13 protein-coding genes are annotated in these 12,724 nt (G+C 39.9%); 6 read left to right on the top strand and 7 right to left on the bottom strand.

Annotation, left to right across the window (positions count from 1 at the left end; all coding sequences use genetic code 11):
- Nucleotides 1-91 precede the first annotated feature (91 nt).
- The 4 genes from AC1TO5_RS14080 to AC1TO5_RS14095 form a co-directional block, all read right to left on the bottom strand.
- Nucleotides 92-277, bottom strand: a complete 186-nt coding sequence (locus tag AC1TO5_RS14080; protein ID WP_482063455.1) for a YjzC family protein — start codon at nt 275-277, stop codon at nt 92-94.
- 208 nt (nt 278-485) lie between these two features.
- Complete coding sequence (locus AC1TO5_RS14085; RefSeq protein WP_482063456.1) at nt 486-878, bottom strand: hypothetical protein; 393 nt, start codon at nt 876-878, stop codon at nt 486-488.
- Between the two features lie 66 nt (nt 879-944).
- Entirely contained in the window at nt 945-2,777 is a 1,833-nt protein-coding gene (locus tag AC1TO5_RS14090) for an ABC transporter ATP-binding protein (protein WP_482063457.1), read from the bottom strand.
- The gene (locus AC1TO5_RS14095; RefSeq protein WP_482063458.1) at nt 2,770-4,500 is read right to left on the bottom strand and encodes an ABC transporter ATP-binding protein; all 1,731 of its coding nucleotides are present in this window, start codon (nt 4,498-4,500) and stop codon (nt 2,770-2,772) included. The genes AC1TO5_RS14090 and AC1TO5_RS14095 overlap by 8 nt, the downstream gene beginning before the upstream one ends.
- A gap of 179 nt (nt 4,501-4,679) precedes the next feature.
- On the opposite strand from AC1TO5_RS14095, the gene AC1TO5_RS14100 reads away from it, so the two are divergent.
- On the top strand, nt 4,680-4,964 hold the full coding sequence (locus AC1TO5_RS14100) for a DUF6509 family protein (protein ID WP_482063459.1): 285 nt from the start codon (nt 4,680-4,682) through the stop codon (nt 4,962-4,964).
- Between the two features lie 703 nt (nt 4,965-5,667).
- Here the strand turns inward: AC1TO5_RS14100 and AC1TO5_RS14105 are convergent.
- Together AC1TO5_RS14105 and AC1TO5_RS14110 are read right to left on the bottom strand one after the other, a co-directional pair.
- Nucleotides 5,668-5,829 carry a hypothetical protein gene (locus AC1TO5_RS14105; RefSeq protein ID WP_482063460.1) on the bottom strand — a complete coding sequence of 54 codons (162 nt, stop codon included), beginning with the start codon at nt 5,827-5,829 and terminating at the stop codon, nt 5,668-5,670.
- A gap of 87 nt (nt 5,830-5,916) precedes the next feature.
- Nucleotides 5,917-6,219 carry a DUF2627 domain-containing protein gene (locus AC1TO5_RS14110; protein ID WP_482063461.1) on the bottom strand — a complete coding sequence of 101 codons (303 nt, stop codon included), beginning with the start codon at nt 6,217-6,219 and terminating at the stop codon, nt 5,917-5,919.
- A 287-nt stretch (nt 6,220-6,506) separates the two neighbouring features.
- Between AC1TO5_RS14110 and lpdA the strand changes: the two genes are divergently transcribed.
- Nucleotides 6,507-7,931 (top strand): dihydrolipoyl dehydrogenase, encoded by a 1,425-nt coding sequence (gene lpdA, locus AC1TO5_RS14115; RefSeq protein WP_482063462.1) that lies wholly within the window; start codon nt 6,507-6,509, stop codon nt 7,929-7,931.
- Here the strand turns inward: lpdA and AC1TO5_RS14120 are convergent.
- Nucleotides 7,897-8,124 carry a hypothetical protein gene (locus AC1TO5_RS14120; protein WP_482063463.1) on the bottom strand — a complete coding sequence of 76 codons (228 nt, stop codon included), beginning with the start codon at nt 8,122-8,124 and terminating at the stop codon, nt 7,897-7,899. The genes lpdA and AC1TO5_RS14120 overlap by 35 nt on opposite strands.
- Nucleotides 8,125-8,327: 203 nt before the next feature.
- Here AC1TO5_RS14120 and AC1TO5_RS14125 point away from each other — a divergent pair, with 203 nt between their 5' ends.
- The 4 genes from AC1TO5_RS14125 (at nt 8,328) to lipB (ending at nt 12,648) form a co-directional block, all read left to right on the top strand.
- Entirely contained in the window at nt 8,328-9,359 is a 1,032-nt protein-coding gene (locus AC1TO5_RS14125) for a thiamine pyrophosphate-dependent dehydrogenase E1 component subunit alpha (RefSeq protein ID WP_482063464.1), read from the top strand.
- Nucleotides 9,359-10,342, top strand: a complete 984-nt coding sequence (locus AC1TO5_RS14130; protein ID WP_482063465.1) for an alpha-ketoacid dehydrogenase subunit beta — start codon at nt 9,359-9,361, stop codon at nt 10,340-10,342. Before AC1TO5_RS14125 ends, AC1TO5_RS14130 begins: the two co-directional genes overlap by 1 nt.
- A gap of 80 nt (nt 10,343-10,422) precedes the next feature.
- The gene (locus tag AC1TO5_RS14135; RefSeq protein ID WP_482063466.1) at nt 10,423-11,727 is read left to right on the top strand and encodes a dihydrolipoamide acetyltransferase family protein; all 1,305 of its coding nucleotides are present in this window, start codon (nt 10,423-10,425) and stop codon (nt 11,725-11,727) included.
- Between the two features lie 234 nt (nt 11,728-11,961).
- Nucleotides 11,962-12,648, top strand: a complete 687-nt coding sequence (gene lipB / locus AC1TO5_RS14140) for a lipoyl(octanoyl) transferase LipB (RefSeq protein ID WP_482063467.1) — start codon at nt 11,962-11,964, stop codon at nt 12,646-12,648.
- Nucleotides 12,649-12,724: the final 76 nt, after the last annotated feature.

Here is a 12,724-nt window from a genome sequence, read left to right on the forward strand (position 1 = left end):
TAAAATAATGCTGCCTCTTCAGAAAATGAGAAGGCAGCTTTTTCGTGCGAAAATAATTATTTCATCGATAGGCTACTATGCTACAAACGTTTTAATTTCTCTCCTTCTTTGACCACTTTCGATTGTGGTTTGAAGTGTTTGGAAATGTGTCTCCAGCAGACAATGATATCTGCTGTGGGTTTTTAACTCCCATAACGTGGTTCTTTTCTCCGATTTCGATATAATGAGCGGTATTGGGCGCCTTCTCACCTGCACTGAATACTGTTTTTTCTCCCATACATTTTCACCTCCACATAAGTATCGTTAGTATAAACAGCGGCATGATGAAATATGTATGCTTGCTTAAAATGTAATTATCCTTATAGCATTTTACAGTATTTAGTTTCCACATCTCCAATTAGATGTGATTCCTCACAAATCACTCCAGTTGATATTAAAAATTTAAACTTACCACTATGCTTTTCTAACCAAAAATTTATCTAAGATCACTCTGTCGTTTCTTCAAAGAACTGCTGAATTGAAATCGTTAAGCTTTCATCAGTAATATAGTTCTTATTATTAAATCGAGAAGGGGAGAAAACCATCTTGTGCTTCTCTCCTTCATATAGCTCTACTGCATAGCTGAACCCATCACGTTCGCCTTGATCAGAATCAAGGGTGAACGTCTCATCCTTAATCGCTTCCAGCAAGGAAACAATATGATCTACATCCATATAGCGCTTTAATTCTCCAGTTCCTCCATCCAAAATCTCAATTCTATCTACATTCATAATGTTCCCCTTATAGAGCTCACTAATCGTTTTCGGATTGCTATTTTCGTTGAAGCAACCCGTGCAGAGAATACAGATTAGTAACAGACCGATCATTATTTTTTGCATAAATTCACACACCTCAAAAATCTTGACATTTTCCTATTAGACGAATCGGAAAAGAGAATGTTGCACTTAACTATTCCGCTTAAATTGACTATTATATAGATCGTGGTAGAAGCCATGCTCCGCAAGTAATTCATCATGACTACCACGTTCAATGATCGAACCATCTTTAATAACTAATATTTGATCGGCATCACGAATCGTACTAAGACGATGGGCAATGACAAAGCTCGTTCGACCCGCCATCAACTTCTTCATCGCAGCTTGGATATGCATCTCTGTTCTTGTATCGATACTACTCGTAGCCTCGTCGAGTATAAGAATAGCGGGATTAGCAAGAACAGCTCTAGCAATGGTCAGTAGTTGTCGTTGACCTTGACTAATATTACTGCCACCACTTGTTAGCATCGTATCGTATCCAGCAGGCAACTCCTTGATGTATCGATGCGCGTTAGCAATCTTCGCTGCTTGTTCTACTTCCTCATCGGTAGCATCTAAGCGACCGTAGCGAATATTTTCACGAATACTCTCTGAGTACACATAGGCATCCTGGAGCACGATGCCGAGTTGACTACGTAAGTCATTTTTCTCATATTGATGTAACTCTTGACCGTCAATCCATATATGCCCTTGTTGGATGTCGTAAAATCTAGTTAGTACGTTAATGATCGTTGTTTTTCCTGCTCCTGTCGGTCCAACCAGAGCGATCGTCTGTCCTGGCTTTGCATGAAGCGATATATTTTTCAGAATCGGAGTATCTGCTTTATATCTAAAGTGAACATTGTCAAATATGACTTCACCAACAATTGGTTTTCTGTTCTGGTTCAACTGCGCATCACCGTATTCATCTTCCATATCTATCACTTCGAAGACACGCTCTGCACCAGCAACAGCGGATTGCACCATATTGAATTGATTGGCAAGATCATTAATTGGACGTTGAAATTGCTTAGAATAATTAACGAAGGCAACGATAATTCCTACTGATGTATACTCGCGGAATACCATCCAGCCACCAACAGCTGCGATAAGTGTGAAGCTAGTATGATTTAATACATTCATCGTAGGCCCAATTAAACCTGAGTATATTTGGGCAGAAATACTGCTTTTCGTTAATGTACTGTTCAGCTTGTTGAAATGTTCTTCTACAACTTGTTCTCTAGCATACACTTGGACAACTTTTTGACCGGAAATCGTTTCTTCAATATAACTATTCAATTCACCAAGCTTTTTCTGTTGTGCAGAGAACTGTTTGCGAGTATAGCCGGCTACATACTTAGTGAATAACATAACGACTGGAATCGTGACCATACTGAGCAACGTTAACCATACATTAAGGTACAGCATAATTGCTAACGACCCAATTAATGAAATAATACTAGATAGTAATTGTGTAGTCGTAGAATTCAATGTTACCGATACATTCTCAACATCATTCGTCGTGCGACTCATAAGTTCACCATGAGTGCGCGTATCGAAGAAAGAGATAGGCAATTTCTGCATCGCATTGAAGATAGATTGACGCATATCTCTTACTGTTAACAGTGATACTTTAACCATCATATGTTGTTGGACCCATGCCGTTAGCGAGACACTAATATAGACAATGAGTAAAAGTATCGCGCACTGAACAAGACCATTCCAATTACGAGGGATAATGTAATCGTCAATCGCAACGCCTAGCAGATAAGGCGCTGCAAGGGAAAGTAACGTCGTTACGATTGTCGCGATAACAACGATGATTAGACCGCTACGATTCATAGATAGGTAGTTCCATATTCGCTTCAACGTAGACCATGTATTTTTCGGTTTCACTTTCTTCATACCGATATGGCCTTGAGAGCCGCCGCGCATACTAAAGTCTGGAGTTGAAGGGGGTGGTGTGCTTGTTGACTTACTCATAGCTGACCTCCTCCTGTCCAAGTTGCGATTGATAGATTTCACGATATTGAGGAGAGTGAATGATTAATTGTTCATGTTTCCCTTGAGCAATAATTTCTCCATGTTCCAGTACAAAGATCTGGTCAGCATCAATGACAGAACTGATTTTCTGAGCGACGATAAATGTAGTTCGACCTTGCATAAGTTGACGTAGTGCAGCTTGAATATATCCTTCTGTACGAGTGTCAATTGCACTTGTACTGTCATCTAGTAGCAAGATGGCAGGCTTCATTAATAAAGCTCTCGCAATCGAGATCCGTTGCTTCTGTCCACCTGATAGATTGACGCCACGTTGTCCAATCAACGTATCGTAACCATCTTTCATCGTTACGATAAATTCATCAGCTTGAGCCGCCATTGCTGCATCGATTATCTCTTGCTCGGAAGCTTCTGGTCGTCCATAGCATATATTTTCACGAATAGTCCCAGAGAATAGAATCGTTTCTTGCAATACCATTGCAGTTTGTGATCGAAGACTCGCGAATGAATAATTTTTTACGTCAATGCCATCAATTAGAATCTGACCTTCTGACACATCATATAGCCTTGGTATTAGTTGAAGTAAAGTCGATTTACCTGACCCCGTTGCGCCGATAATAGCAATCTTTTGACCTGCTTCTACTTTACAATTAATATGTCGTAACGTATCACTAATTTGATCTGATCTATAGCGGAAGGACACGTTATGATACTCGACTTTCCCAATAATTTTACGATGCTGTGTCGTATTTTCGATAAGATCTGATTCGGTATTCAACACTTCTAACACACGATCTGCACTAATCTTCGCACTACTTACACGAACGAGATGCATTGCTACGGATGATACAGCAAATAGCACCTGTGTCACATAGTTAATGAAAGCTACTAAGCTACCAACTTCGAATGAGTCATTAATCACATCTTTACCGCCTAATAATAATACGGCGATTACACTGACGTTCAAGATCATCGATAATATCGGAGCATTAATAGATACAAGCCGTTGTGCTTTAACAGAATGAGTAGTGAAATCATCATTTACTTTTCCGAAGCGATCTTTCTCGTATTGACGTCTAACGAAAGCTTTGGAAACGCGCATACCAGCTAAATTCTCTTGTAATACCGTATTAATTCGATCAAGTCTCATTTGTACCTTTGTGAACAGCGGTAACGTCCCGCGAATGATGAAGAACATGACGATGAACAGGATAGGGACGGAAATAGCGACAATGATTGCTAGTTTCGGACTAATGAAAATCGTCATAACAATACTGCCGACCATCAACAACGGCGAGCGGACAAGTACTCGTAATAGCATTTGTACAACATTTTGTAATTGAACAATATCATTTGTTAATCGTGTAATAAGTGAGCCTGCTTCTAATTGATCAATATTACGAAATGAAAATTTTTGAACATGATGAAATACATCCTGCCTCAAGTCTTGACCAAAGCGCATCGAAGCATAAGAAGCAAAGATGGTACAGCCAACACCCCCGACTAATCCTATAATGGCTGCGGCAATCATATATAGTCCTGTTTGTAAAATATGTGATTGTGAACCTGCCATAATGCCATCATCAATGATTGTCGCCATAAATAATGGCTGAAGCAAGTCCATACTAACTTCCAGTATCATAAATAATGGAGCTAATATGGCTGCGGCCCAGTGAGGACGAATGTATTTGAATAATTGTTTCATATAACACCTCAGTATCTTTCATCAAATATGTATATTACTTTACTACAATAAACTTAATTGTACTGTAAATTTACGACGTATAATACGGATTCTCGAATAAAATGATGTAGTGATGGCATATGTTACACTCTAATGCTATAATCAGTATTACGCTAAGTTGAAACAAGAGGAGATAACCTATGTTTAAAATTAAAGAGTTTACTGTAGAAACGATTGCTGACCCGTTCAAAATTTTGGTGGGAGATCGCTACGAATTTATTATGGATCTTGAAGTAGAAGAAGATGATGAACTATTCCATGATGAAGGAGTTATTCTTCGTGTCATATATGTCGTTGATGAGGGTACAGAGAAAATCGTAAAACACGAGTTCCAAACCGGAGACGCAGGCAAGTATATTGATTTTGAGATGGAAGATGATGAACTTGAGATGGTAGCTGCTTTTTGTAAAGTGAACTTCTCTTAAGATCAGATGAAAAAGGCTTAAAACTGTTGCACGTCAAACGTGCTGTAGTTTTAAGCCTTTTTGTTTCGAATCGTAAGCTTTAAGGGGGAGTTCAAAACATTAAATGCTTAGAACAACACGTGTATAACGTTTAAAATCATCCAAATGGTTTTCGATGATTGCCTTCAAAATTTCCGGACGTTGTTCATTAAGTGATACATAAAGCGACAATGCTTTCATTCGTTCCTTATAAAGTGAGTTTTGATTTGCACAATGTAGGACTTCTCCTGTTGAGTAAATCTGTGCAGCGAATACAGTATCAATTTCTTTTAAATCGACTAAATCTACATCTATATTGACGATCTGCGCTAGTTCACCTGCTAATAAAAATCGTTAATAGTGGGAAAGAGTTACGTCACTGAAATAAGCGATTATCCAAAATTTCAACAACTTCTAATATTGGAACGTCCCTCATGATAACGCTTTCCTTCATTCTTATTAGCCAAAGAAGCCTCTTTTATTCAACATGTTCTCCATTAGAGCTACATTACCTTCTTTTTTTCTGTAAATATATTTCATGCAGTTTTTCGAAAATTGAGGTTGGAAGTATATATGGTGAAAATCACTCTATTTAGTGTGTTTTCACTAGGTGCCATGATGGGGGAATTAAAGTGCATATATTAAAAGTAGCTTATTTCAATACAAAAAAAATAGACAATTCGATTTAATATTCGAATCGTCTATTTAAGTGAACATTTTGTCCATACTTCTCAACTAATTGCTCAAATTGTTGCTCGATGAAATGTGTTAATTCTCTTAGCTTGGAAGTCATCGGTCGTAATGTATCAACTTTAGCTCCATCTACAATGACATCAAATACGATCATTCATATCACCTGCCTCTCTACTAGCATAATATTAGTATAGAGTAGGTTTGTTACAGGAATATTAAAGCTATATCAATTTAATGTTAATTATTGTGCTGATTTTGTAGGCTTAGGTGGTTTTTCACGTTTTACTTTGAATCGCGTAGCAACATAATTGCGTTTGCGATCACGGAAAAATGTCCAGCCTGCAATAAATCCTGTCCCAGCAAGGAACATAATTAGTCCTAACATGAATTTCCAAAATTGAAATGAAGGGTCGGCCCCATCTATGCCAAAGGAAACGAAATAATCATATAATGAATCCTTTACTTTCAAAAATCCAAAACAAGCAATTAATCCAGGAATAACAAGCATAAACATAGCTATAATACGTTGCGCAGTTAATTTCATAATTATCTCCTAAAACAGTTCGTATTGTTAAATGCAATCTGTACATTATATTACCACATAACGTCACCAACGGTATAGTGAATACGTTTACGATGATTTCTGAAGCGAAAAGATGTACAATAAGATATACTAAGCAATTACATATGGTTCAGTTTTAGAAAAAAGCAACTTAATATAGTTACTTGTAAATACGTTATTGTGCTGACAAACGTCACTTGGGACTTTAATTGAAAAAGGATATTTTATAAGTATGTGCATATATTGATAGAAATGATGGGGGTATATTAATGAGTATTCAAGTAGATGTTGCAATTCTCGGTGGTGGACCAGGTGGATATACTGCCGCTATTCGCGCGGCTCAAATGGGGAAATCCGTAGCTATCGTAGAAATGGATAAGGTAGGTGGGACGTGTCTGCATAGAGGCTGTATCCCAAGTAAAGCTTTACTTCGAAGCGCAGAAGTATATCGGACATTGTTGAATAGTTCGGACTTTGGTATAGATGTCAGTACAGATTTCTCAACGTTTCAATTCAATAATGTTCAACTTAAAAAAGAAGAGAAGGTAGAGCAATTATTTAAAGGACTGCAGGGTCTCATAAAACGTCATGGTATTCAAGTGATTAAAGGTAAAGGCCGTGTCGTGGGCCCTTCTATTTTCTCGCCACGCAGTGGAACTCTTGCTGTTGAATTATCAGATGGAGAAATGGAATCTGTTGTAAGTCAGAATCTTATTATTGCGACTGGATCTATTCCGCGTAATCTGCCTGGTCTTGAAGCAGATGGAGTTACAATACTGAATAGTGACCAAGCTTTAGTGATGGACAAGCTGCCTGAAAGTATGCTGATTGTCGGTGGTGGCGTCATCGGGGTAGAGTGGGCATCATTATTGAATGACTTTGGCGTTCAAGTAACGATTGTAGAGCTTGGTTCTCGTCTATTGCCAGGTGAGGATACTGAAATCTCAATGGAGATGACGAGATTGCTGGATAAGCGTGGTATTCGAACAATTACGGGCGTGCAGCTTGATGTATCTTCCTATACAGTGAGGGAGAATGATTTCTCGATTACAGCAAAAACAGCAGAAGGTAATGTCTTGCTAGAGGCTAATCAAATGCTTGTCTCTGTTGGTAGAATTGCCAATTGCCATGATATTGGCTTGGAAAATACGGATGTTAAGATCAAAAAAGATTTAATAGTTGTTAATGATTATGGTCAAACGAGTGAGCCACATATTTATGCGATTGGTGATTGCATTGGCGGTGTTCAGCTTGCCCATGCTGCCGCACATGAAGGATTGACAGCAGTAAATCATATCGCTGGGCGCCAAGTTAATCTTGTGGCAGCTCATCTTATCCCGCGTTGCATCTATTCATCGCCAGAGGTTGCTTCGTATGGCTATACAGAAGCGGCGGCGGTCGCTGCTGGATATGAGATTAAGAAAGCTAAAGTTCCATTTGCTGCACTTGGTAAAGCTATTGTAGCGGGACATCCATCAGGATTCGTTAAAGTTATTGCTGATAAGAGTTCAGATGACATTCTCGGCGTTCATATTATTGGCGAACATGCAACGGAGCTTATTTCTGAAGCGGCGTTAGCGGGTTGGCTGAATGCAGCGCCGTGGGAAGTGGGGGCGGTTGTGCATCCGCATCCAACCCTATCAGAAGCAATTGCAGAAGCTATGCTGGCGGTGGCTCAAATTGATCACCTGTGATCACGATGATTATGCTAACGTAGCGTAGTCGGCGGCGAATATGCCCTCCATCGAAAGCCAAGCATATGCTTCCGATGTATGTTTCTTGCAGAAACATTGAATGTGCTCGTGTACCAATAACATCTACTAGCGCTACTCGTTTTCGCTGTAGTGCATCTTCTTGGTGCTGACAGGCGACAATTTGAGCTTCCATTATAAGTCTCGTGTTTTGTTCGCTTGTGTACTTAGGTGTACACGTTGCTGGTATCTACTGGGGGCTGATTACTGCCATTCATCGAGGGCTTTAAGTTTTGTTATAAATGTCACATGTTATTTTTGGAAAGATAAGAGTATAATAGATATATGACGTGGTATTAGTACCAGGTTACAATTTATAAAGAGAAGGAGGAAGATAATATGACAGTATTGTCTTCGACAGGTCAGCAAGCCAAGCATCAGCAATTAGGCATTAGCGAGGAAACCGTTATTGCTATGTATACAAATATGCTGACAGCAAGGATGTATGATGAGCGGAGTATGCTTATGCAGCGAGCTGGTAAACTTAATTTTCACGTATCTGGTATCGGCCAGGAGGTTGCTCAGATCGCAGCTGCATTTGCGCTTGATCGGAACAATGATTATTTTCTTCCTTATTATCGGGACTACGGTTTTGTTCTTTCCGTAGGTATGACGCTCAAAGATTTATTTCTTTCTGCATTTGCAAAAGCTGAGGATCCTAATAGTGGTGGTCGTCAAATGCCTGGTCATTTTGGAAGTAAGAAATTGCGGATTGTTACTGGATCTAGTCCTGTAACGACACAAGTTCCGCATGCTGTTGGTTTTGCGCTTGCCGCAAAAATGAATAAGAAAGATTTTGTAAGCTTCGTTACGTTTGGTGAAGGTTCTAGTAATCAAGGTGATTTTCATGAAGGCTGTAACTTTGCTGGAGTACACAAGCTGCCTGTCATTTTAATGTGTGAAAATAATCAATATGCGATCTCTGTACCTGTTCATAAGCAATTGGCGGGTAAAGTATCCGATCGTGCGCTTGGCTATGGTATTCATGGCGAGCGAGTAGATGGCAATGATGCCTTTGAAGTATATCGAGTGGTGAAGGAAGCAAGAGAACGTGCCATCGCAGGTGAAGGTGCTACTTTGATCGAAGCGATGATGTATCGTATTTCTCCACATTCTACTTCTGATAATGATTTAGCATATCGTACCCAGGAAGAAGTCGATTATAATAAAACATTAGATGGACTTCCGAAATTCAAACAATATATGGTTGATCATGGCATCTGGAATGAAGAGCTAGAGGCTGAATTACGTGCTGAAATTAAGAAACAGCTTGATGAAGCGAGCACTTATGCAGATAAAGCTCCTTTCCCTACTCCTGAATCTGTTATGGATCATGTGTACGCTAATGATAATAAGGGAGGAGTAGAGTAATGGCTAAACTAGATTATATCGAAGCGATTCGTCTAGCGATGAAGGAAGAAATGGAACGAGATGAGAATGTGTTCATTCTCGGTGAAGACGTTGGCCTTAAGGGCGGTGTGTTCACAACGACAAAAGGTTTACAAGAGCAATTTGGAGAACAACGTGTAATTGATACGCCTTTATCCGAATCAGCAATCGTCGGTGCTGCCATTGGTGCTGCAATGTATGGCATGAAGCCGATAGCAGAGATGCAATACTCTGACTTTATGTTCCCAGCTACGAATCAAATTATTAGTGAAGCTGCGAAAATTCGTTATCGCTCTAACAATGACTGGAGTTGCCCGATCGTTATTCGTGCTCCTATCGGCGGTGGCGTATTCGGCGGATTATATCACTCGCAATGTCCTGAATCTGTATTTTTCGGTACACCAGGGCTGAAAATTGTCGCACCGTATACACCTTATGATGCGAAAGGTTTATTGAAAGCTGCTATTCGTGATGAAGATCCTGTATTATACTTCGAGAATAAGAAAAGTTACCGACTTGTCAGTGGTGAAGTGCCTGATGATGATTATATTGTACCGATCGGCAAAGCTAATTTGCTTCGTGAAGGTGATGATATTACCGTTATTAGCTATAGTCTCCCACTACGTTTTATTGAACAAGCGGCTGCTGAGCTAGCTGAAGAAGGCATTAGTACACATATTCTTGATCTACGTACGATTCAACCACTGGATAAAGAAGCTATACTTGAAGCGGTTCGTCGTACAGGTAAAGTGTTAATTGTCCATGAAGATAACAAAACAGGAGGAGTTGGCGCAGAAGTGGCAGCCATTATTGCAGAAGAGCTACTGTTTGAGCTCGATGCTCCGATTATGCGACTTTGTGGTCCAGATGTACCTGCTATGCCGATTAACCCGCCGGGCGAGAAGTTTTTCTTGCTGAATACAGATAAAGTTCGAGAAGCTATGAAGCAATTAGCTGAATTCTAGCTATTATTACTATAATAAATATAGAAAAATGCTAAAAAATTCGTACATAGCTTATTTATGACGATTGGAGTTGGAATAAGATGAGTGCAATAACTGAAATTACTCTGCCTCAATTAGCGGAATCTCAAATAACTGCAACAATCGATCGCTGGTTGAAACAACCGGGTGATTGGATTGAAGTGTATGAACCAATCTGTGAGATTAATACAGATAAAGTGACTGCGGAGATTCCATCTACTGTGGCAGGGAAATTAGTGAAAATTTTAGTAGGGACAGGTGAAGATGTACCTGTAGGTACGGTTATCTGTCTTATTGAAACAGAGGAAGAAGCAAGCAATGATACTGTAGCACCGGTCGCGTCTGTAGAAGCTACTGGAACATTGAATACATCAGTAGCAGCTGTACAAGCTACAGCTGACGATTCGATGCGCAATCGCTTCTCGCCAGCTGTTCAACAGCTTGCTGCACAGCATGATATACAGTTAGCCAACGTACCTGGTACTGGCATGGGTGGACGGATTACTCGTAAAGATGTACTTGCCTATGTAGCTGCTGAAGCATCAATGGTGCGTACACCTGCACCGCAACAAGAAGCAACGTCTTCACAAGTTCGTTCGACAGGTATGCATTTATCTGAATCACCTCGTATGCCTAAAATTGAAATTGATGATCCTTATGCACATGGTCGCGGAGAAACTTATATTGATATTACTCCAATTCGTAATACAATTGCTCGTAATATGCGACAAAGCGTCAGTGAAATTCCACATGCTTGGACGATGATCGAAGTCGATGTTACGAATCTAGTATTACTTCGTAACAAGTATAAGGAGGAATTCAAAAAACGTGAAGGTGTTAATCTTACGTATCTTGCGTTCTTATTGAAAGCTGCTGTTAATGCGATTCGTGATTTCCCAATTATGAACTCTGTGTGGGCGGTAGACAAAATCATCGTAAAGCGTGATATTAATATTTCTCTTGCAGTAGGAACAGAAGATTCTGTAATGACACCAGTTATCAAAAATGCGGATCTGAAAAACGTGGCCGGTCTTGCGAAGGAAATTGAAGAGCTTGCGCGTAAAACGCGTGAAGGAAAACTTTCACTTGCTGACATGCAGGGTGGCTCATTTACAATTAATAACACAGGTTCATTTGGTTCGATATTGTCATATCCGATTATTAACTATCCACAAGCGGCAATTCTTACGTTTGAATCTATTGTGAAGAAGCCAGTTGTAATTAATGACATGATCGCAGTGCGTTCAATGGCTAATCTTTGTTTGTCACTTGATCATCGTATTCTTGACGGAGTCATCTGTGGTCGTTTCTTGCAGCGTGTCAAAGATAATTTGGAAAGCTTTAACCTTGAAAGCTCGATATACTAAGGTCCACTTTTTGAACCACCCATTCCAATAAAGGTTCAAAAAGCGGGCTTTAAGAACCGAGCAGGTGGAGCGCTACTTGAGAAAGGCGGAAGCGCAAGTGTACATGATTACGTACACGCGAACCGTACTTTCCAAGTTCGTTTCAGATGCGATGTCGAGTACGCTGCGTTAGTGTATTCACCGTTATCAAAGTCCACTTTTTGAACTACCTTTAAATAAAAGGAGATAACCTTTATGTCTGAAGTGGATACAGTACGCAAAATGTTGGATGCTCGTTATATCGGTATGCTGGACTACAAAGAAGCTTGGGATCTGCAAAAAGCATATGTGAAGGAAATAGATAAGGGGGAGCGTCCTGAGACGCTGCTCCTTCTTCAGCATCCACCAACCTATACACTGGGCTCTGATCGTCACCCAGAGCATCTTCTGCTTGATAAGGATACATTGAGTCAAAAAGGAATATCGGTCTATGATATCGACCGTGGTGGGGATATTACATATCATGGTCCAGGTCAGCTTGTTGGTTATCCATTACTTTATCTAGATGCCATTGGACTGGATCTTCGTGGATATTTACGAAATATGGAGCAAGTAATCATTGATTGGTTAGCTCAATATGGTATAAAAGCTGGCAGAAAACCCGAATATACTGGGGTATGGATCGGTGATGAGAAGATAACTGCGATAGGTGTAAAGTTTAATAAAGCTAGGCAGCGTCGTGGCTTTATAACAAGTCATGGTTTTGCACTTAATATTAAGTCAGGAATCGCTGCCGAAGGCTTTAGTGGTATTGTACCATGTGGAATCGGACAATTTGGCGTTACTTCTTTTAATGATATTACAGGAAGCTCGATGACCGTTGAGGAAGCAGCAGAGCAAATTGCTCCGCTGTTCAAGGAGCAATTTGGCTTTTCACAATAATTATCTATGCTGCAACGCGATACCAGATGATGCTAAGGCAATGAAACAAACCCCAGCAACGTGTACGGCACGAGTA

Source organism: Paenibacillus sp. Y930 (assembly GCF_056786375.1).

What these genes read in the sequence shown, in the direction of transcription:
- AC1TO5_RS14105 (WP_482063460.1), bottom strand. Translation starts at nt 5,829, where the DNA reads ATGATCGTATTTGATGTCATTGTAGATGGAGCTAAAGTTGATACATTA.
- AC1TO5_RS14110 (WP_482063461.1), bottom strand. Translation starts at nt 6,219, where the DNA reads ATGAAATTAACTGCGCAACGTATTATAGCTATGTTTATGCTTGTTATT.
- lpdA (WP_482063462.1), top strand. Translation starts at nt 6,507, where the DNA reads ATGAGTATTCAAGTAGATGTTGCAATTCTCGGTGGTGGACCAGGTGGA.
- AC1TO5_RS14085 (WP_482063456.1), bottom strand. Translation starts at nt 878, where the DNA reads ATGCAAAAAATAATGATCGGTCTGTTACTAATCTGTATTCTCTGCACG.
- AC1TO5_RS14135 (WP_482063466.1), top strand. Translation starts at nt 10,423, where the DNA reads ATGAGTGCAATAACTGAAATTACTCTGCCTCAATTAGCGGAATCTCAA.
- AC1TO5_RS14100 (WP_482063459.1), top strand. Translation starts at nt 4,680, where the DNA reads ATGTTTAAAATTAAAGAGTTTACTGTAGAAACGATTGCTGACCCGTTC.
- lipB (WP_482063467.1), top strand. Translation starts at nt 11,962, where the DNA reads ATGTCTGAAGTGGATACAGTACGCAAAATGTTGGATGCTCGTTATATC.
- AC1TO5_RS14120 (WP_482063463.1), bottom strand. Translation starts at nt 8,124, where the DNA reads ATGGAAGCTCAAATTGTCGCCTGTCAGCACCAAGAAGATGCACTACAG.
- AC1TO5_RS14130 (WP_482063465.1), top strand. Translation starts at nt 9,359, where the DNA reads ATGGCTAAACTAGATTATATCGAAGCGATTCGTCTAGCGATGAAGGAA.
- AC1TO5_RS14125 (WP_482063464.1), top strand. Translation starts at nt 8,328, where the DNA reads ATGACAGTATTGTCTTCGACAGGTCAGCAAGCCAAGCATCAGCAATTA.
- AC1TO5_RS14080 (WP_482063455.1), bottom strand. Translation starts at nt 277, where the DNA reads ATGGGAGAAAAAACAGTATTCAGTGCAGGTGAGAAGGCGCCCAATACC.
- AC1TO5_RS14095 (WP_482063458.1), bottom strand. Translation starts at nt 4,500, where the DNA reads ATGAAACAATTATTCAAATACATTCGTCCTCACTGGGCCGCAGCCATA.
- AC1TO5_RS14090 (WP_482063457.1), bottom strand. Translation starts at nt 2,777, where the DNA reads ATGAGTAAGTCAACAAGCACACCACCCCCTTCAACTCCAGACTTTAGT.